The 19,493-nt window shown below is 61.5% G+C and carries 15 protein-coding genes and 2 pseudogenes; 5 read left to right on the forward strand and 12 right to left on the reverse strand.

The annotated features are described in order from the left end of the window. The 3 genes from maiA to gtdA all read right to left on the reverse strand — a co-directional run. The coding region (gene maiA / locus G3N99_RS16515; RefSeq protein ID WP_206122928.1) for a maleylacetoacetate isomerase at positions 1–595 on the reverse strand (595 nt) is incomplete at its 3' end. Between the two features lie 25 nt (positions 596–620). Beyond that, on the reverse strand, positions 621–1,319 hold the full coding sequence (locus G3N99_RS16520; protein WP_011355488.1) for a fumarylacetoacetate hydrolase family protein: 699 nt from the start codon (positions 1,317–1,319) through the stop codon (positions 621–623). A gap of 89 nt (positions 1,320–1,408) precedes the next feature. Then, entirely contained in the window at positions 1,409–2,452 is a 1,044-nt protein-coding gene (gtdA, locus tag G3N99_RS16525) for a gentisate 1,2-dioxygenase (protein ID WP_206122929.1), read from the reverse strand. A gap of 164 nt (positions 2,453–2,616) precedes the next feature. Here gtdA and G3N99_RS16530 point away from each other — a divergent pair, with 164 nt between their 5' ends. Continuing rightward, positions 2,617–3,534, forward strand: coding sequence for a LysR substrate-binding domain-containing protein (locus G3N99_RS16530; protein WP_206122930.1), 918 nt, complete (start codon positions 2,617–2,619; stop codon positions 3,532–3,534). A gap of 32 nt (positions 3,535–3,566) precedes the next feature. Here G3N99_RS16530 and G3N99_RS16535 read toward each other — a convergent pair whose 3' ends face one another. The 3 genes and pseudogenes from G3N99_RS16535 to G3N99_RS16545 form a co-directional block, all read right to left on the reverse strand. Continuing rightward, complete coding sequence (locus G3N99_RS16535; protein WP_174989826.1) at positions 3,567–3,716, reverse strand: hypothetical protein; 150 nt, start codon at positions 3,714–3,716, stop codon at positions 3,567–3,569. Next, positions 3,709–4,044 (reverse strand): porin, encoded by a 336-nt coding sequence (locus tag G3N99_RS16540; protein WP_307873442.1) that lies wholly within the window; start codon positions 4,042–4,044, stop codon positions 3,709–3,711. Before G3N99_RS16540 ends, G3N99_RS16535 begins: the two co-directional genes overlap by 8 nt. After that, positions 4,017–4,166: pseudogene (locus G3N99_RS16545) on the reverse strand (integrase); the annotation flags it as partial. The pseudogene G3N99_RS16545 and the gene G3N99_RS16540, both read right to left, overlap by 28 nt. 51 nt (positions 4,167–4,217) lie before the next feature. Here G3N99_RS16545 and G3N99_RS16550 point away from each other — a divergent pair. Continuing rightward, positions 4,218–4,442 (forward strand): hypothetical protein, encoded by a 225-nt coding sequence (locus tag G3N99_RS16550; protein WP_206122939.1) that lies wholly within the window; start codon positions 4,218–4,220, stop codon positions 4,440–4,442. Positions 4,443–4,470: 28 nt separating this feature from the next. Here G3N99_RS16550 and G3N99_RS41915 read toward each other — a convergent pair whose 3' ends face one another. The 4 genes and pseudogenes from G3N99_RS41915 to G3N99_RS16565 all read right to left on the reverse strand — a co-directional run bounded on the left by G3N99_RS41915 (position 4,471) and on the right by G3N99_RS16565 (position 11,800). Further along, positions 4,471–4,674: a YadA-like family protein gene (locus G3N99_RS41915; protein WP_277396378.1), complete on the reverse strand. Its 204-nt coding sequence runs from the start codon at positions 4,672–4,674 to the stop codon at positions 4,471–4,473. After that, a pseudogene (locus G3N99_RS16555) lies at positions 4,651–10,545 on the reverse strand (ESPR-type extended signal peptide-containing protein); the annotation flags it as partial. The gene G3N99_RS41915 and the pseudogene G3N99_RS16555, both read right to left, overlap by 24 nt. Before the next feature lie 505 nt (positions 10,546–11,050). Continuing rightward, entirely contained in the window at positions 11,051–11,266 is a 216-nt protein-coding gene (locus tag G3N99_RS16560) for a hypothetical protein (RefSeq protein WP_206122931.1), read from the reverse strand. A gap of 225 nt (positions 11,267–11,491) precedes the next feature. Further along, the gene (locus G3N99_RS16565; protein WP_206122932.1) at positions 11,492–11,800 is read right to left on the reverse strand and encodes an H-NS histone family protein; all 309 of its coding nucleotides are present in this window, start codon (positions 11,798–11,800) and stop codon (positions 11,492–11,494) included. A 489-nt stretch (positions 11,801–12,289) separates the two neighbouring features. Here G3N99_RS16565 and G3N99_RS16570 point away from each other — a divergent pair, with 489 nt between their 5' ends. After that, positions 12,290–13,000 carry a response regulator transcription factor gene (locus G3N99_RS16570; protein ID WP_206122933.1) on the forward strand — a complete coding sequence of 237 codons (711 nt, stop codon included), beginning with the start codon at positions 12,290–12,292 and terminating at the stop codon, positions 12,998–13,000. 91 nt (positions 13,001–13,091) lie between these two features. Here G3N99_RS16570 and G3N99_RS16575 read toward each other — a convergent pair whose 3' ends face one another. Next, on the reverse strand, positions 13,092–13,262 hold the full coding sequence (locus G3N99_RS16575; RefSeq protein WP_206122934.1) for a hypothetical protein: 171 nt from the start codon (positions 13,260–13,262) through the stop codon (positions 13,092–13,094). A 926-nt stretch (positions 13,263–14,188) separates the two neighbouring features. Further along, positions 14,189–15,751, reverse strand: a complete 1,563-nt coding sequence (locus G3N99_RS16580) for a tetratricopeptide repeat protein (RefSeq protein WP_206122935.1) — start codon at positions 15,749–15,751, stop codon at positions 14,189–14,191. A 1,094-nt stretch (positions 15,752–16,845) separates the two neighbouring features. Between G3N99_RS16580 and G3N99_RS16585 the strand changes: the two genes are divergently transcribed. After that, positions 16,846–18,312 (forward strand): carbohydrate porin, encoded by a 1,467-nt coding sequence (locus G3N99_RS16585; protein WP_206122936.1) that lies wholly within the window; start codon positions 16,846–16,848, stop codon positions 18,310–18,312. 65 nt (positions 18,313–18,377) lie between these two features. Then, positions 18,378–19,493 (forward strand): hypothetical protein (locus G3N99_RS16590; RefSeq protein WP_206122937.1); only part of this gene is annotated, 1,116 nt, incomplete at its 3' end.

Raw genomic sequence — 19,493 nt, forward strand, 5'->3', positions numbered from 1 at the left:
CCGGCTCGTGCCGCGCGTGTTCAAACACCGCGAGGCTGCGCGGATAGGCACTCAGGTCGCAATCCATTCGCAACGCATTCGCGACCTGCGGCACGAGGCACACGTCGGCCAGCGTCGGCGTGTCGCCGAAGCACCACGGGCCCTCGTCCGCGCGCGCGAGCAGCCGCTCGACGCCGGCCATCCCTTCCGCGATCCAGTGCCGATACCACGCGGTCTTCTGCTGCGGCGTGACCTTCAGTTCGCTGTCGAGATAACGCAGCACGCGCAGGTTGTTGACCGGATGGATGTCGCACGCGATCAGCGTCGCGAGTTCCAGCACGCGCGCGCGTTGGCGCAGTTCGAGCGGAATCAGGCGAGGCGTCGGCTGGATCTGGTCGAGGTAGTCGAGGATCGCGAGCGACTGCCCGAGACGGAAATCCCCGTCGACCAGCGCCGGCACCGCGGCCGACGGGTTCACGTTCGCGACGTAGGCCGCCTCGCGATGCTCGCCGGTACGGATGTTCACCGGCAGCGTGTCGTACGGCAGCCCTTTCAGCGCGAGCGCGATGCGCACCCGGTAGGACGTCGAACTGTTGAAGAAGCTATGCAGTTGCACGATGTCGCCTTTCGAGGAAGATGCGTCAGACCACGCGCACGGTCAGTTCACCGAGCCGTTCGACGCCGACCTTCATCACGTCGCCCGCGACCACCGCGCCGACGCCTTCGGGCGTGCCTGTGAAGATCACGTCACCCGGTTCGAGGCGGAAGAACTTCGACAGGTCGGCCACCGTTTCCGCAACCGACCAGATCAGGTGCGACACGTCGCTCTTCTGCTTCGTCGCCTCGTTGACGGTCAGCCACAGGCCGCCCTGCTCGAAATGACCGACGTCGCTTGCCGGATGCACGGGCCCGATCGGCGCCGAACGGTCGAATGCCTTGCCGATTTCCCACGGCCGACCCATTTCGCGCATCTTCATCTGCAGATCACGGCGCGTCATGTCGAGGCCGACCGCATAGCCCCACACGTGTTCGAGCGCGCGCTCGAGCGGAATGTCCGAACCGCCCTTGCCGATCACCGCGACGAGTTCGGCTTCGTAGTGATAGTTCGACGTCTGCGCCGGATATTCGAGATCGAGCGTTTCGCCGTACGCGACCGGCACGATCGAATCGGCCGGCTTGCAGAAGAAGAACGGCGGCTCGCGATCGGGATCGAAGCCCATTTCGCGTGCATGGGCAGCGTAGTTGCGGCCGACGCAATACACGCGGCGTACCGCGAACTGCGCGTCGCTGCCGGCAACGGGGAGCGCCACGGGCGCTTCGGGCGGGAAAACGAAAGTCATGAATGGCTCCAGCATCAATACGAATGAAGGGGCGCGCCGCCGCAGCGACGCACGGAAAACGGGAAACGAATCGTCGAAACCGGCCGGCGTCAGTCGCGCGCTTCGCGCAGCAGGTTCAGCGCGGACAGCACGGGCCGGTCGGAATAGCTGAACAGCACGCTGTCGGACGACGCAGACAGCCGCACCGGCGCCCACGACGGCGCGACGAAAATGTCGTGCGGTTCGAATTCGAATGCGTTGCCGCCGATGTGCGCGGTGCCGCTGCCCTCGACGACGCAGTAGATCGTCGCGTCGGTGCTGCGGTACGTGCGGCCGTCGAAACCGGCAGGCAGGAACTGCATGAAGGTGGCGATCGTCGGCATCGGCCAGCCGCCCGTCGCGGGGTTCACGTAGCGCAGCTTCACGCCGTCCCATGCGTCGAGCTCGCCGTTCCGGTACAGCGCGTCGAGCGCTTCGCGGGTACGGGCATACGGATAGCTGAACACCGGCGACGTCGGATCGCTCACGCGATGCCGCACCGGCACCATGTTGTGACCGAAGCGCGCGAAGCTGTCGCCTTCCGGGCGATTCACGGGCTGCATGGCTTCCGGGTAGTTCTCCGCGAAGCCTGCGTCGAGGTTCGCGAGCAGCGGAATGTCGAGCCCGTCGAGCCACACGACCGGTTCGCCGCCCGCTTCCTCCGACGGGTTGCCGTGGTCGTGCCACGCCCACGACGGCGTGATGATGAAGTCGCCCGGATGCATCGTCGTGCGCTCGCCGTTCACGGCCGTCCACGCGCCACGCCCTTCGACGATGAAGCGCAGCGCCGACTGCGTATGGCGGTGGCTCGGCGCGATCTCGCCCGGCAGGATCAGTTGCAGGCCCGCGTACAGGGTCGGCGTCATGCTCGACTTGCCGGGCAGCCCCGGGTTCTCCAGCACCAGCACCCGGCGCACGGCTTCTTCCGCGCTGATCACGCTGCCGGCCTGCATCACAAGGTCGCGAACCTGCGCGTACCTCCAGATCGCAGCCTGCGCGGCCGGCTGCGGGGATTTCGGCACGAGGTTGTGCAGCGATTCCCACAGCGGCGCCAGACGTTGCTCGGCGATCCGTGCGTAGTAGGCGGCGCGCGACGCGTCCGGGTGGGTCGTCATGATGTCTCCTTGGAGTCGGCCGATCGGCGTCGGCGCTATGTCGGGGCGAGGACCATGCGGCAGTCCGTTAGGTGATTTATATTCGACCCAGACATACCCGGTAAAATGGTCAAATCATCTGATCCATATAATTCTGGATATATCTACTCGCGACGAGGCATGCGATGGACTGGACCCACCGGCTGCGACTGCGGCATCTGCAGGTACTGTTGAGCCTTGCCGGCACCGGCAATCTGAGCCAGTCGGCGGTCGCACTCGCGACCACGCAGCCCGCGCTGTCGAAATGGCTGAAGGAACTGGAAGAGGATGTCGGGCTGCCGCTGTTCGAGCGGCATGCGCGCGGCCTGCGGCCGACGTCGTACGGCGAAGCGCTGATCGAGCATGCGCGCCGCGTCGAAGCGCAGCTCGACGTCGCGCGCGACGACATGGCCGCATTGCGGGAAGGCGGCAGCGGCCTCGTGACGATCGGTACGTCCGGCGTGGCGGCGGCCGATACCGTGCCGCTCGCGGTGTCGCAGTTGCTGAAACGGATGCCGCGCGCGCAGGTCCGGATGACCGAAAGCACGATGAACCAGTTGATGCCGCAACTCGCACGCAGCGAACTGGATATCGTCGTGGGCCGCTCGGGGTCGACATCCGTCGATCCGCTGCTGCACGCCGAAGCGCTGTATGTCGATCCGGTCGTGTTCGTCGCGCGGCCCGACCACGCGCTCGCCGGTGCGACGTCGGTCGGCTGGGACGACGTGCTCGCCTACTCGTGGATCGTGTGGCCGTCGGGCACGCCCGTGCACAACGCGCTGGAGGCCGCGCTGTCGGCCGCCGGCCGCGTACGGCCGCCGCACTGTGTCGAATCGAACTCGTCGATCCTCAACCTCACGCTGCTGAACAACACCGACCTGCTCGGCGTGGCGTCGCATCGCGCTGCGCAGCGCTTCGCGCAACTGAACGCGATCCGGATCCTGCCGATGCAGCTCGAGGGCCAGGGCGCGGTGTCGATGTACTGGCACCCCGACAACGCGAATCGCGCGGCCGTGGCCGCGACGATCGAGTGCCTACGACTGTGCGGCCAACTCAATCGGTGACAGAGCAATTTCAAACCGGTACGGCGGCCCCTTCAAAAGACCATGCGCACACCAGCTCGCAACACCGATTGCCGCGCGCCCGACGATGCCGTGAACGTGCCGCACACGGACGCAATGATGTCCTGGCCGACGCTCGCCCGCTGATACACGGCGCTCATGTAGATGTCGGTCTTCTTAGACAACAGGTAATCGAGCGTGATGCCGGCCTGGTTCGAGTGATTGCCGCTCCAGTTGCCGGTTGCCCTTCGCGTACAGGTAGTTCGAATACGCGAAGAAATCCGGCGCGAACCGGTACAGCCCGCCGATATCGTAGGTGTCGACGTGCGCGCCCGTCAGCGTGGTACACGTATTCACGTACAGCGCGTCGAGCGCGAAGTCGCCGAATGTATAGCGTCCGCCCGCGCCGACATTGCGGGTGCCGAGGTGCCCGTTGTCGATTCCCTCTTCCTTCGAATACGTGGACGCCGCATCCAGCCCCTGCGCCGCGGCCGCGACGGCCCGATCCACCACTCGCGCGGCGTGGGCCGACGCAGGAATGCCCGGTGTGCGATCGCGTCATCGGTGGTGAGCGACGACAGCGCGCGGTCGCGCTCGATGATCGCCCTGTCGGCGAGAAGAATGGCCTTGCGACGCATTAAGCGTGCCAGCGCCAAACAACCTCTTGACCGTCGCCGAAGCATCCGTTGATCGACGCTCTCGAGTTCTCCGTGATGCTGTTCGTGCATATTGATCGCCATCGCCTCCCGACCGACGAAAGTCGACGTGCCGATATCCATCTCGAAGTTGGCCCCGGGATCGAGCCGCAGTACCAACGCCACCGCGCCGACAACCGCGATACCCTGCTTTGCCGTCTGGTACATGCCTTATGCAATTTGGCAACATATACGCTGCACTCTCGCCCGCCGTAGGTACTCGCGATTCGATGCCGGATGGTCGTCACCATTGATATCCTCCCCCAACGACCACGCCGTACGAGCCGCGAGTATTCGTAGTGACTGCTCCTTTGTAGACCCAGTGTCCATTCTCTGAGACCCTTGAGAGCCCAAGCGCCTGACCGGACTGACCTCGATACACACTGCCGGCTAATGCAACCATATTCATTCCTGGACTGGTCGGTTGAGGAAGACCGGCCACCGCCATTGCTGCCGCGGTCCCACCATCTGCATCTTTGCGAGCAGAGTCAAGACTGTTTTGGAGACTCTGGACCTGACTATTTGTATAGTTGTTTGCTTGATTCAACGTATTGCTCATCCCCGAATTGAGCTGTTGGACGTTCACCGCGTCAGTGGGCTGCGTACCCGGCGCGACGTTGATGATCTGGCGCTGCTGCTGGTCGCTGCCGACCGACACGACGTTCTGACGGCCTCCGTCCGTCGAATTCGCGCCGATCGATACCGAATTTGAACCCGCGGTGACGGTCGGGACGTCGGTACCCTTTCCGTTCACGTCAGCAGCAATGCCGATGGTGTTGGCGGTATGCGTCTGGCTGTTGTTGATTGTCGTCGACAACTGGTTCAACTGGTTGTTGATGTTGGTCACGCCGGTCGACAGCGAGGCCACGTTGCTGTTCGTCGTGCTCAGGCCGGTGGACAGCGAACCGATGCCGGTCGAGGTCGACGTCGACAGCGAGTTGACGTTGCTGTTCGTCGCGCTCAGGCCCGTCGACAGCGAGTTGATCGCGGTCGAGGTCGACGTGGACAGCGAGGCCACGTTGCTATTCGTCGCGCTCAGGCCGGTCGACAGCGAGTTGATGCCCGTCGACAGCGACGCGACGTTCGACGCGGTCGACGTCGACAGCGTGTTGATCGCGTTGTTCGTCGCGTTGAGCTGGCTGCCGTTGATCGCGTCCGTGCTGCTGGCCGAGATCCGGCCCGCGGCGACGTTCGTGATCTGGCGTTCCTGGCCCGGTGCGCCGACGCTCACCACGCCGACCGGCGAGCCGCCTGCGAACGGGTACGTAACGCCGCCGATCGTGGCGCTCGACGTCGGGTTCGCGGCGCTCGTGACCGAGTTCGCGCCGAGTGCGATCGAGTTGGCGACGTTGGCCTGTGCGTTCGTGCCGAAGGCGAGTGCGTCGGCGGCGGTTGCCTGCGCTGCCGAGCCGTACGCTTGCGCGCCGGTGGCGCTTGCCGTGGCCTGGTTGCCGAGCGCGATCGTGTTGTCCGCGGTGGCCTGGTTCGAGCTGCCGAGTGCAAGTGCGCTCGCGCCGTTGGCCGTGTTCGCGTTGCCGAGCGCCACTGCGCCGTTGCCGGTCGCCGTGTCGTTCGCGCCCATCGCCACCGCGCCGGTACCCGTTGCGATGCTCGGATCGCCGATCGCGACCGCGCCGTCGCCGCTTGCCGTGTTGCCGGAGCCGATCGACACGGCCTTGCCGCCCGTTGCCGATGCGTTCTGGCCAATCGCGACCGCGCCGTCCGACTGCGCGTTCGACCCGTAGCCGACGGCGACGCTGCTTGCGCCCGCGGCCGTTGCGGCAACGCCGGCGGCCAGCGAGTCGATACCCGTCGCCGCGCTGTTCGCGTAGTTCGCCCCTGCCGTACCGCCATCGTTGACGCTGAAATAGTGCGTTTTCGCGGCTTCGATTGCGGTCGAGGTCGACGTGGACAACGACGTGATCGAGCTGTTGGACGAGCTCAGGCCCGTGGACAGCGAGCTGATGCCGGTCGACGTCGACGTGGACAGCGACAGGATCGTGCTGTTCGTCGAGCTCAAGCCAGTCGACAGCGAGCTGATGCCGGTCGACGTCGAGGTGGACAACGAGGTGATCGAACTGGTGGCGGACGACAGGCCGGTCGAGGTCGAGGTCGACAGCGACGACACCGAGCTAAATGTCGAGCTCAAGCCAGTTGACAGCGAGGTGATGCCGGTTGACGTTGACGTGGACAGCGACGTGATCGAGCTATTCGCGGACGACAGGCCCGTCGACGTTGACGTCGACAGCGACGACACCGTGCTGTTCGTCGAGCTCAGGCCAGTCGACAGTGAGCTGATGCCGGTCGACGTCGAGGTGGACAGCGAAGACATCGTGCTGTCCGTCGAGCTCAGGCCGGTCGACAGCGAGCTGATGCCGGTCGACGTCGAAGTGGACAGCGACGTGATCGAGCTGTTGGCCGACGACAGACCGGTCGAGGTCGACGTCGACAGCGAGGAAATCGAACTGTTCGCGGACGACAAACCCGTCGAGGTAGATGTGGACAGCGAGGAAATCGAGCTATTCGCCGATGACAATCCCGTCGAGGTCGAGGTCGACAGCGACGTGATCGAGCTGTTAGCCGACGACAGCCCCGTCGAAGTCGATGTGGACAACGACGAGATCGAACTATTCGCTGACGACAAGCCCGTCGATGTCGACGTCGACAACGACGACACCGTGCTGTCCGTCGAGCTCAGGCCGGTCGACAACGAGCTGATGCCTGTCGAGGTCGAGGTGGACAGTGAAGAGATCGAGCTATTCGCCGACGACAACCCCGTCGACGTCGACGTGGACAGCGACGTGATCGAGCTATTCGCCGACGACAGACCGGTCGAGGTCGACGTCGACAGCGACGTCACCGTGCTGTCTGTCGAACTCAGGCCAGTCGACAGCGAGCTGATCGAGCTGTTGGCTGATGACAGACCCGTCGACGTCGATGTAGACAGCGACGTGATCGAGCTATTCGCCGACGACAACCCCGTCGAGGTCGACGTCGACAATGACCTGATCGAGCTGTTAGCCGACGACAGGCCTGTCGACGTGGACGTGGACAGCGAGGTAATCGAGCTATTCGCAGTCGACAAACCGGTCGAGGTCGAGGTCGACAGCGACGACACCGTGCTGTCAGTAGAACTCAAGCCGGTCGACAGCGAGCTGATGCCTGTCGAGGTGGATGTGGACAACGACGAGATCGAGCTATTGGCCGACGACAACCCAGTCGAGGTCGAAGTCGACAGTGAGGTAATCGAGCTGTTGGCCGACGAGAGACCGGTCGACGTCGAGGTGGACAACGACGTAATCGAGCTGTTAGCTGACGACAAGCCCGTCGACGTCGACGTGGACAGCGAGCTGATCGAGCTGTTCGCCGACGACAGACCGGTCGAGGTCGACGTCGACAGCGACGTCACCGTGCTGTCTGTCGAACTCAGGCCAGTCGACAGCGAGCCGATCGAGCTGTTCGCCGAGGACAGGCCCGTCGACGTCGAGGTCGACAGCGACGACACCGTGCTGTCAGTCGAGCTCAGGCCAGTCGACAGCGAAGTGATCGAGCTGTTGGCTGACGACAGCCCCGTCGAAGTCGATGTAGACAGCGAGGAAATCGAGCTATTCGCCGACGACAATCCGGTCGAGGTCGACGTCGACAGCGAAGACACCGTGCTGTCCGTCGAGCTCAGGCCGGTCGACAGCGAGTTGATGCCTGTCGAGATCGAGGTGGACAGCGAAGAGATCGAACTGTTGGCAGACGAAAGACCGGTCGACGTCGACGTGGACAACGACGTGATCGAACTATTGGCCGACGACAGGCCAGTCGACGTCGACGTGGACAGCGACGTAATCGAACTATTCGCCGACGAAAGCCCGGTCGACGTCGACGTCGACAGCGAAGACACCGTGCTGTCCGTCGAGCTCAGGCCGGTCGACAGCGAGTTGATGCCTGTCGAGGTCGAGGTGGACAGCGAAGAGATCGAGCTGTTGGCGGACGATAACCCCGTCGAGGTCGACGTGGACAACGACGTGATCGAACTATTGGCCGACGACAGGCCAGTCGACGTCGACGTGGACAACGACGTAATCGAACTATTCGCCGACGAAAGACCGGTCGACGTCGACGTCGACAGCGAAGACACCGTGCTGTCCGTCGAGCTCAGGCCGGTCGACAGCGAGTTGATGCCTGTCGAGGTCGAGGTGGACAGCGAAGAGATCGAACTGTTGGCAGACGATAACCCCGTCGAGGTCGACGTGGACAACGATGCGATCGAGCTATTGGCCGATGACAGACCCGTCGACGTCGACGTGGACAACGACGTGATCGAACTATTGGCCGACGACAGGCCCGTCGACGTCGACGTGGACAACGACGCAATCGAACTATTCGCCGACGACAGACCGGTCGAGGTCGACGTCGACAGCGACGAAACCGTGCTGTCCGTCGAGCTCAGGCCAGTCGACAGCGAGCTGATGCCTGTCGAGGTCGAAGTGGACAGTGAAGAGATCGAACTGTTGGCCGACGATAACCCAGTCGAGGTCGACGTGGACAACGACGTGATCGAACTATTGGCCGACGACAGGCCAGTCGACGTCGACGTGGACAACGACGTAATCGAACTATTCGCCGACGAAAGACCGGTCGACGTCGACGTCGACAGCGAAGACACCGTGCTGTCCGTCGAGCTCAGGCCGGTCGACAGCGAGTTGATGCCTGTCGAGGTCGAGGTGGACAGCGACGTGATCGAACTATTGGCCGACGACAGCCCCGTCGAGGTCGACGTGGACAACGACGTGATCGAGCTATTCGCCGATGACAGACCCGTCGACGTCGACGTGGACAACGACGTGATCGAACTATTGGCCGACGACAGGCCAGTCGACGTCGACGTGGACAACGACGTAATCGAACTATTCGCCGACGACAGACCGGTCGAGGTCGACGTCGACAGCGAAGAGATCGAACTGTTGGCCGACGATAACCCCGTCGAGGTCGACGTGGACAACGACGTAATCGAACTATTCGCCGACGACAGCCCGGTCGAGGTCGACGTCGACAGCGACGAAACCGTGCTGTCCGTCGAGCTCAGGCCAGTCGACAGCGAGCTGATGCCGGTCGAGGTCGAAGTGGACAGTGAAGAGATCGAACTGCTGGCCGACGATAACCCCGTCGAGGTCGACGTGGACAACGACGTAATCGAGCTGCTGGCCGACGACAGACCCGTCGACGTCGACGTGGACAACGACGTGATCGAACTGTTCGCCGACGACAGGCCAGTCGACGTCGACGTGGACAGCGACGTAATCGAGCTATTCGCCGTCGACAAACCGGTCGACGTCGATGTCGACAGCGACGTGATCGAGCTATTGGCCGATGACAAACCGGTCGACGTCGAGGTCGACAGTGAGGTGATCGAGCTGTTGGACGAGGACAGGCCCGTCGACGTCGAAGTCGACAGCGACGTGATCGAGCTGTTCGCGGACGACAGGCCAGTCGACAACGAGGAAACCGAGCTGCTGGCCGACGACAAGCCCGTCGACGTCGACGTCGACAACGATGTGATCGAGCTGCTGACCGACGAGAGACCGGTAGACGTCGACGTCGACAGCGAAGTGATCGAACTAACAGCGGACGACAAGCCCGTCGACGTCGACGTGGACAACGACGTCAATTGGGAAAAATTCACCGCATCCGTCGGATTCGTACCCGCCGCCAAACTCGTGATCTTGTTTCCGCTCAGCGACGTCGTGTTTTTCAGCGTAATTGTCCCGCTCGAACCAGCATTCAGCGTAATCCCGCTTGGGCCGTACAGCGTAATCGCGCCCGATGCATTATTTCCGGTCGCCCCGATCCACATGTAGGCAAATGAGGCCGTAGCGCCAGATACACCGCCGTTAGCACTTCCATTCTCCGCTATGATTACCCCAGTCCCGGATCCGCAGTTCCCCTCATTCGCGCTCCAGTAGCCGGTTGCCCAACCAGTGCCCGCCCCAGTGACACTCGTCGTGGTCGACGTGCCGCCATTACAATTTCCAATAGCGCCCGCCCACGCCTCATTGGGTGACACTCCCACCATCAAGATTCCTGCTGCAGCCATAAATCCTAAATTGGGCAACACTCCCACGGTCGAGATTCCTGCCACCGCCAGAAATCCCAACACACCATGTCTGAGCCGCATCATCGGCACACCAGATACGCTCCGGCCAGATGAATTCGCACTTCCCTGCAAGCAAATGCTCTTGGAAGTCTTACCCCGCGCATGCGTCAACTCGGACGCCGCCACCCACACACCCAGCGCCTGATTCCAGATGCTTTTGTAAATTTTGTTCATGATACTTAGGTATCCGATATTACTTTATTAGAATTTGACGCCCCGGCCGATCATTGGATTGGCACGTTCAGCGTCAACGGCTCTCTTGGTTCATGGGGTGAAGCGTCACCATCCGCATTTCAAGTGTCGCCACACGATCTCGATTTCCTTAGTCGTTGGCTTTTACACACTTACAAATCAGGAAAACTTATTAATTAACGTCAACCGACTTCCCGCCGTTTCGTCATCGCCCCGCTCGATCACGGTTGGACGCTCGCCATCCGCCCCGAGCAGTTCGCCAATGAAGCGGACGACGTTAAGGCCTTTGATGTCGCGTACATGAGTGACACGGACCAATGCGTTCGCGCCGTGGTCTGGAGCGCCAGGAACAATGCGTTGGTAGTTCGTACGGTTCGATTTCTTGACGCAAGTCTCCCGAGAACCCGCTACGCTGAACCTGCGACGATCCCCAAAGCCCGGCCTCGTGGAAATAGAGCCGGCGAATGGGGTCGTCGCGCAAGGTCCGCTATAGCTTGTCGAGACTGATCTGCTCCACGACAACTACCTGTTGGTCGCGTTCTTTGTGCAACAGCCTGTTGTGTTTGACCATAAAGCCCTCCCTGTTGAGCGCTACGCTCGGCTTATCGAAATGCCAGGACCGCGACGGATCGAAGGCAGTTGAGAGGCGCAAGGCGATTTGCTCACGCGTCGGCGTTTCGATCGAGGCCGTACGCTCGGCCACCGCGATCACCTCGCCCCTCAAAGGATGCGGCCCAATAGCAAACCGACTGACCGCTCATGCCGAATTTCGCGACAACAGCCATCGGATGCAGCTTGTCGACCATCAGCATCAACAAATGCCGCTACCCGCGCACGTATCTCCTGATACAGGCGATCGACAGCGCTACAGAGTCAAATATCCGATTTTGCAAGCCACGGAATCGCCTCAGCGCACAAAACACCAGACTCAATCGTCACGCTCAAAATTCGATATCTCAAACTGCTTGCGATCTTTATCGCGAATCCACTCAGGAGCACGACCTACCCCTGACCATGTTGCTCCACTGACGGGATCGAAATAACGCGGTCGCCGTTTGGTCGCACGACGCAGGACATCGACCGCAAAAATATCCTCGGGAGCAAAACCAAACTCGCGGACGCAATATCTGATCTCCAGCAGAATCGCCTCTGCAGCCGCTCGTCGCTCCTCTGCGATTCGAGACTCCAGCTTCGCCCTTTCCTCCAGATACCGCCGATACGACTCCAGGTTACGCATTTAGATAATCACATCTCGCCATTCTTGGAAATAGACCCTGATCGAGTCAAAAATCTATTAACAGCTCGCCACTCGCCCGTCCATCGCTATCAGCCGCAAAATATTTCAAAATATTTCAAAATATTTCAACCACATCAATAGCGAATGACTTCCACTCATTTCGTCATACGAACCATTCAGGCCGCAGAATCACCTGAAAGAAAACCGCATCCGTTTCAGCAATCCACATGAAGCATGCTATATGGAGGACGAATTGCAATTGACAACATTTGTCACGAATCAATCACGCCCCAAAAATTTATTCCGTTCATAAAAGTTGACAAAAAAACAGCCAAAAAATGCCACTCTATTTCGCAAATCAATCATGCCATCCAGGCACACGACGCCCGGGCATATTGTTTCAGTTCACTTTCAATTAAATCCGACCGCCAAACCACCCCATGCACGAGGGCATTCCCGGATTTAAACAACACGATAAAAATGGTGCCAATGAAGATTCTTGCCGTTGACGACGAGCCAGCACAAGCGGCGTTCATCAGCGATACCCTGATCGCCGAAGGGTTCGATGTCCGAGGCGCTACCCGGGGCGCAGAAGCCATCCGCCTCCTCGAAACCGACACCTTCAATCTGGTTGTGCTCGACTGGAACCTGCCTGATATTTCCGGGCTGGAAGTCCTTGCCTGGATTCGTGCGCGAGTGGGCAGAGATCTCCCCGTGTTGTTCCTGACGAATCGCGTGCGCGAGGAGCAGCTTGTCATTGCGCTTGATGCAGGTGCCGACGACTATATGGTCAAACCCGTCCGTCGCCATGAACTGATCGCAAGAGTACGTGCACTCCTGCGGCGGGCCTATCCAGGAAACTCAACGCCAACATCGATCAACATTGGTCGTTATCGTCTGGACCTCGTGACCGAAACCGTATTCTTGAGCGATGAGCCGATCAAACTGACATCGAGAGAATTCAACGTTGCGGTCGCCCTGTTTCAAAACTGTGGCCGCGCGATGCCGAGAGAAGCATTGATCAAGTCGATATGGGGACGCCATAGCGACCACATTTCCCGAACGCTCGATACGCATATCTATCGTGTGCGATCGAAGTTGCGAATCGGCCCCGAAAACGGTGTTCGACTTCGTGCCGTCTACAATCACGGCTATCGGCTGGAGTTGCTCGATCCCAACCACACGCATGATGCGGAATAGCGGCTACCGGCCACCCGAGCCGAAGACGGCCCTGCGTGACCGAGGAACTGTCACGCTTCGTTCCTGTCGGGTGAACCCCAAGGGCTTGCAGTCAGCCAATGGCGTCATCCTGACCGCCGCGCAAACCATGCGCTGGTTGCACGATACGGCAGCCGACATCAGTGATCGACGTGCCGTTGGCCATGGTTTCCGTCTCCGCTGGTACCGTCAATTTCCACGCGAGCGCCGTGACGTTCAGCATTCGATACAGGAAATGTTGCATTTTTCAATCTCACATCGGAACGTCGGTTTCGGCATCGGTACGATCGTGACCGGCACGGGAGAATTGCACGAGCCGCCGTTACCGGGCCTGCTCGCGCGGCGGCCTGATGACCGATTTCGTCGAGCCTTGAATCAGTCGAGATGCAAGTGCCAAGGGCTCGCCCTGTTTGGGGCGATCGGCTAGCCAGGCCACGCAGACGGCCAGCGCAATCGCGCTCCCCCACAATGTCAGCAGAACGCGCATCCTCACCTCACCTTTACCGGCTTGGTCGCGGCCTGCGTGATTTTCTCCCGCGGTTTCGGTACCGTTTCGAGGACAACCACCAGCGTCACGACAAGTCCGCAAATCAGCAGACCGCACATCCCGAGCATTGCCTTATTCACTTCTGCGCCACCCCTGCATCGTTTGACCGAATGCACCGATCGATCAGCACGAGCGCTCGAATCACACCTGGAAACCTCGACGCGCTTCGATCGCCCGACGACCGGCCACACAATTCGTGTTGGTGACGGTCGTGTCGCCCTTGATACCGTCGATCGCGATGGAGTTGCTGTTGGCACGACGACGCGCATCGGTCGTGAGCTATCTCGAGTCTCGATGGCAAACCGGGTCTTTCAGCGACCCATGAACGCATCTGCGGCGATATCACTTGTTGCCCCAATGAAGTTCGTCGTTGATCTTCGGGGAAGAGGCCAGCTTCAATTCCCCACCATTTAATTCATCAGGAATACACATCAATAAATGAATAAGACGGCTTCGCCCAAGACACCGAAGCACCATCAGATTGGAACAGACTCTCTACGATTCACGCGTTTGCGTCGCCCGGCCACAACTGGCCGGCAATCGCCCGACACGGTCGCCTGAAATGCCCGAAAGCCATCGACCGGGATGGCCCAGGAGACGGTTCAGCTTGCTCCATGGGTCGGCTAGTCACGCCGATACGCCCTCTCCGCCGACAAAGCCGTGGCATTGAACTCCAACTCGGACAAGACGCGCTCGATTACCTCGGCCCAGTTTCCGCGCGTGGTCTGGGTAAAGATTCGCATGCCTGGATACCACGGACTATCGTCACGATTGCGCAACCAGCGCCAGCAGCCCGCATACCGGTTCAGTAGCCACACGCGCTTGCCCATCGCTGCCGCCAGATGAGCGACTGCGGTGTCGGCTGAAATGACAAGATCCAGCGCGTCGATGAGGGCTGCGGTATCGGCAAAATCCCGCACTTCGTCCATCCAGTCGACTACATGTGGATGCTTCTCGTGGGATAGCGCTTTCGAAATGTCATCTGCCTTCTGCAGACTGATCCAGTGCGCACCAGGCCACGCGAGCAATGGCGCCATCGTCTCCAGGTTAATACTCCGCCGGCGATCTTCGGCCAGGCCCGAATGCCCACCTGCCCAGACCACGCCGATGCGAGGCAAGGCCTCTGGAAGCAAAGTTGCCACTTTCGATGCCCATTTTCGCGCCCGTCGCCGATCAGCGTACAAATATGGCAAGTCGGCGGGAATGTTGTCTACTCGCGTTCCGAAGGCCATGGGCAGCGACAGGATCGGACAATACCAGTCCCACCGAAGTGCGTTGAACGGCTTTTCGTCGAGCAGCGTCAGATTGGGCCACCGAGAGCAGAGCGAATCGGTCAGCAACCGACGCAACGGCTTCGGGCATATGAATCCCACTGCCGTGAAATGTCCGAGCGCCATTTCGAGATATCGGCAGAATTGCAGCGTATCGCCAAAGCCCTGCTCGGCCAAAACGAGCAGGCGGTTTTCGCCTGGCGGCAGCCCTTGCCCCAGCCACCGACGGATCGCCATGGCAGGAGGCTTGATCCCTGGAGGCGAATCGCCCACTCGAATGGTTGCCCATCGGTGTTCGAAATATGGCCAGGCTTCCTCATAGTCCCCGGTGCAAAGCAATGCATATCCAAGATTGGCGTGAGCAACGAGATGGTTTGGATTCAACTTGATTGCTTGACGATACGCATTTATCGCCAGATCGATCTTTCCTGACTGGAAGAAAAAAACGCCCAAATTGCTGTGAGCATCCGCACGCGCTGGATATCGTTCGATCGTGCGTCGGCAATACTCCCCGGCCTCTTCCGGCTTGTCATCCAGCTCCAAGGCCGTAAACAGGTTATTCAGCAGCCTCGAAGTGTCCAGGTCCGGCTGATGATCTTCTGCAAATGCCAGACCAATTCGCGCACTTGCTGCCGCCTGCGAAAATGCCTTCAATCGGACTTGCGCCACGCTCAGGCTGTTGTAGAAGACTGCGTTGGGAGACGCGTCAATAGCCCTCTTGAACCAGTCCTCGGCCTCCTCAGCCCTATTCAACGACAAAGCGATCAGCCCTCTCAGATGCAGGACATCACCGCTTGACGGGTACTCCGTCAGAACTTCGTCGACGAGCTGAAGCGCGAGTTCAAGCTGGCCGGTGTTATAAGCGCCGATGGCCTTTTCATAGCACAACTGGATATCGTCGATACTCGATTCCATAGCAACCCCGATCAGCAACCCACGGTAATGAACGTTCCGCTGCGCGGTCCGGAATCGGGAATTGGATGCTGGATATCCACTATCGCCTCAATACCGATTTTCCAGCGATGCATGGGCGCGCGTCGGAAACCGCCTGTTTTCGGGGGGGATCCTTCCAACGTCGATGTGTCGGCATGGAGATGCAAACAAACCTCGATTCATTACCGAACAAACAATATCCAGAGATCGGTCGTGGCCAAGCACCGTCCAAGGGAATCCCGCCCCTGCCCCCACGATGAGAAAAAAGGCCAAGCGTGAGCTTGGCGCCAAATCCGAGGGGAAGTGCTCTAGTAACAGAGCATTGACGATGGTACGCGTCCGCACACGGCGAGATTTGAACGATTGTCACATCCAGAAAGAGGGATCATTTGCGGCCTTCGGCAATCATCGTCACCGGCCTGCGAGAACCGGCCATTCAAATTCGAGCGAACCATCGGCTCAACGACGGAAGCGCGCCTCGCCCGGAAGCCTCGCTGCGGCAACAAGCTCCAGCCGAATCTGAAGCTCCAGCCGAATCTGAACGAGCCTCGACATCAACCGTCGGAACCCCGCACGAATACGACAAACAAACCCTTACAACGCAAACCCTGAACAACGCCCACAAGCCCGGCCGGCGGGCTCTCACGGGTCGCGAATTTCACCGGGCCTGTTTGCGCACCGGGAAAGCACGGAGTTCGTGCGGCCGGTGACATCGCATAATGAATCTCAATCGCGACGTCGATTCCGTCCACTGGAACGCGCCACCTGGCGCACGCCGGATGTCTCTGGCGCCGCTCCTCGCGGATCTATCGATCCGCGCCAAAGCATTCATTTTCATTACGCCGATATTTACGTTTTACCTCTCGACTAAACACGTAGCACCTGCTGTCCGTAAGCCCTTGGATTACATTCAGTAATTTAGATGCGAATCATTCTCGTTTACATTGACTTTCCCATTTGACACTCCTACGATGCGCCGCGTTGCGTTCATCTTCATGCCCTGGCCAATCGGTGCCGAGCGTCCGGACAGCGACCGACAAGCAGGACTACACACTAATTAGAACCAGGGATTTGATATGAAGTTTGCGTCGTTCCAGGGAGACAGCGTCCGTGCCCGGATGCGCCCCGCCGCCTGCGCGGCCATTCTTGCATGCGCATCGTTCGCGAGCGGCGCGGCGTTCGCCGACGTGCCGGTCGACGCACAGCCCGAAGCACCCGAGGCCGACCTGGCGATCCAGGCGAAGCCGACCAACATGTGGACCGGCATCTGGACCCGCCAGAACCTGCTCGGCGACATGGGCGGCATCCGCCCGTGGCTCGGCAAGTACGGCGCAACGCTGCAGATCACCGAAACCAGCGAATACCTCGCGAACCTGCGCGGCGGCCTGAACCGCGGCGGCGCCTACGACGGGCTGACGACCGCCACCTTGACGGTCGACACGCAAAAGGCGATCGGCCTGCCTGGCGGCACGTTCAACGTCAGCGCGCTGCAGATCCACGGCACCAACCTGAGTGCGCGGAACCTCGGCACGCTCAACACCGCGAGCGGCATCGAGGCGCAGGGCACGACGCGCCTGTGGGAGCTGTGGTACCAGCAGTCGTTCCTCGACAAGCGGGTCGACGTGAAGATCGGCCAGCAGAGTCTGGACCAGGAATTCATGGTCAGCACGTATGCGAACACGTTCGTCAACACGATGTTCGGCTGGCCGGCGCTGCCGTCGTACGACCTGCCGAACGGCGGCCCCGCCTATCCGCTCGCGGGCCTCGGCGTGCGCGTGCGTGCGCAGATCACGCCGAAGCTCACCGCGCTCGCGGGCGTGTTCGACGGCGACCCGCTCGGCAACAACCCGAGCAACCTCAGCGGCACCAACTTCAACCTGCACAACGGCGCGCTCTATATCGGCGAGCTGCAGTACGCGCTGAACCAGCCTGCGGACGGCGAAATGGACACCGGCCGCTCGAACGGGCTGCCGGGCACCTACAAGATCGGCGTCTGGTATCACAACGGCCGCTTCGCGGACCAGAACGTGGGCACCGACGGGCTGTCACTCTCGGATCCCGCGTCGAACGGCGACGCACAGCAGCGTCACGGCAACTACAGCTTCTACGCGGTGGCCGACCAGATGATCTGGCGCCCCGACCCGACCGGCCCGCGAAGCCTCGGCGTGTTCGCACGCGTGATGGGCGCGCCGGGCGACCGCAACCTGGTGAGCTTCTCCGCCAACGCGGGGATCGTGCTGAAGGCGCCGTTCGAAGGCCGCGACAACGACAGCGTCGGCCTCGGCGTCACGTACATCCAGGTCGGCAACCACGTGACCGACCTCGACCAGACCGCGCAGTCGTTCGCAACCGGCCCGTACGGCGTGCGTACCCGCGAGACGACGCTCGAAGCGACCTACCAGTACCAGGTCAACCCGTGGTGGATCGTCCAGGCCGACGCGCAGTACACGTTCAACGCCGGCGCCGGCCAGAACCCGAGCGACGCGACCCAGCCGCTGCGCAACACGTTCGTGATCGGCGCGCGTACGACGATCACGTTCTGAGCGGACGCGCCCACGCTGACCATTTTCGCGCGCCGCCCGGACGGCGCGCTCCCCAGGAGACCCACATGAATCCATCCGCCCCGCTTCGCCGCCTCGCGACGGGCGCACTGGCCGCCGCCGCACTGACGGCCGCCGCCGGCGCACTCGCCGAGCCGCAAGGTTTCCTCGAGACCGTGCATCGCCACACCACGCTCGTCAACACGGTGCCGGACAACGGTGACCAGAACCCGTACGCGATCGCGGTCGCGCCGGTGTCGGCCGGCACGATCCAGGCGGGCGACGTGCTCGTCGACAACTTCAACAACTCGGCGAACCTGCAAGGCACCGGCAGCACGATCGTCAACTACCGCCCGTCGACGAAGCAACTGAGCCTGTTCGCATCGATCCCGCGCGACCTGAAAGCGTGCCCGGGCGGCGTCGGCCTGTCGACGGCGATGACGATGCTGAAGTCAGGCTGGGTGATCGTCGGCAGCACGCCGAGCAACGACGGCACGACCAACACCAAGGGCGCCGGCTGCCTGATCGTGCTCGATCCGCAAGGCAAGATCGCCTCGACGTGGTCGACCCCGAACATCAACGACCCGTGGGGCAACATGGCCGTGGTCGACCGCGGCGACAGCGCGACGCTGTTCGTCAGCATGGCCGGCTTCGGCGTCGGCGGCGCGGACGGCAATCCGCCCGTCTACAAGCAGGCGACCGTGCTGCGTCTCGACCTCGACGTGCCGGCCGGCAAGCCGCCCGTGATCAAGCAGGAAACGGTCGTCGCGAGCGGCCTCGGCGCGCAGGCCGACAAGGGCGTGTTCCTGGTCGGCCCGACCGGCCTCGCGCTGTCCGGCGACCAGAAGAAGCTGTACGTGTCGGACGCGATCGGCAACCGCATCGTCGAAATCGACGACCCGCTCACGCGCGACACCAGCGCGGGCGTCGGCCGCCAGATCACCGCCGACGGCTTCCTGCGCCGCCCGCTCGCGCTCGCAACTGCGCCGAACGGCCACCTGCTCACGACCAACGGGCAGAACGGCCAGGTCGTCGAGATCGATCCGGTCGCCGGCAAGCAGATCTACGCGCGCTGGATCAATACCGACAAGGCGCAGTCGCCCCCCGGCAACGGCAACCTGTTCGGCATCGCAATGACGCCTGAAGGCGACGGCTTCTACTACGTCGCGGACGACGTCAACACG

It is taken from the genome of Burkholderia sp. Ac-20392, assembly GCF_017104585.1.
In the GTDB taxonomy this organism is placed as follows: domain Bacteria; phylum Pseudomonadota; class Gammaproteobacteria; order Burkholderiales; family Burkholderiaceae; genus Burkholderia; species Burkholderia lata.

Excerpts from the sequence above, each read along its gene's own strand:
- G3N99_RS16520 (WP_011355488.1), bottom strand. The coding sequence starts at position 1,319 with ATGACTTTCGTTTTCCCGCCCGAAGCGCCCGTGGCGCTCCCCGTTGCC.
- gtdA (WP_206122929.1), bottom strand. The coding sequence starts at position 2,452 with ATGACGACCCACCCGGACGCGTCGCGCGCCGCCTACTACGCACGGATC.
- G3N99_RS16530 (WP_206122930.1), top strand. The coding sequence starts at position 2,617 with ATGGACTGGACCCACCGGCTGCGACTGCGGCATCTGCAGGTACTGTTG.
- G3N99_RS41915 (WP_277396378.1), bottom strand. The coding sequence starts at position 4,674 with ATGGCGGTGGCCGGTCTTCCTCAACCGACCAGTCCAGGAATGAATATG.
- G3N99_RS16565 (WP_206122932.1), bottom strand. The coding sequence starts at position 11,800 with ATGCGTAACCTGGAGTCGTATCGGCGGTATCTGGAGGAAAGGGCGAAG.
- G3N99_RS16570 (WP_206122933.1), top strand. The coding sequence starts at position 12,290 with ATGAAGATTCTTGCCGTTGACGACGAGCCAGCACAAGCGGCGTTCATC.
- G3N99_RS16575 (WP_206122934.1), bottom strand. The coding sequence starts at position 13,262 with ATGCAACATTTCCTGTATCGAATGCTGAACGTCACGGCGCTCGCGTGG.
- G3N99_RS16580 (WP_206122935.1), bottom strand. The coding sequence starts at position 15,751 with ATGGAATCGAGTATCGACGATATCCAGTTGTGCTATGAAAAGGCCATC.
- G3N99_RS16585 (WP_206122936.1), top strand. The coding sequence starts at position 16,846 with ATGAAGTTTGCGTCGTTCCAGGGAGACAGCGTCCGTGCCCGGATGCGC.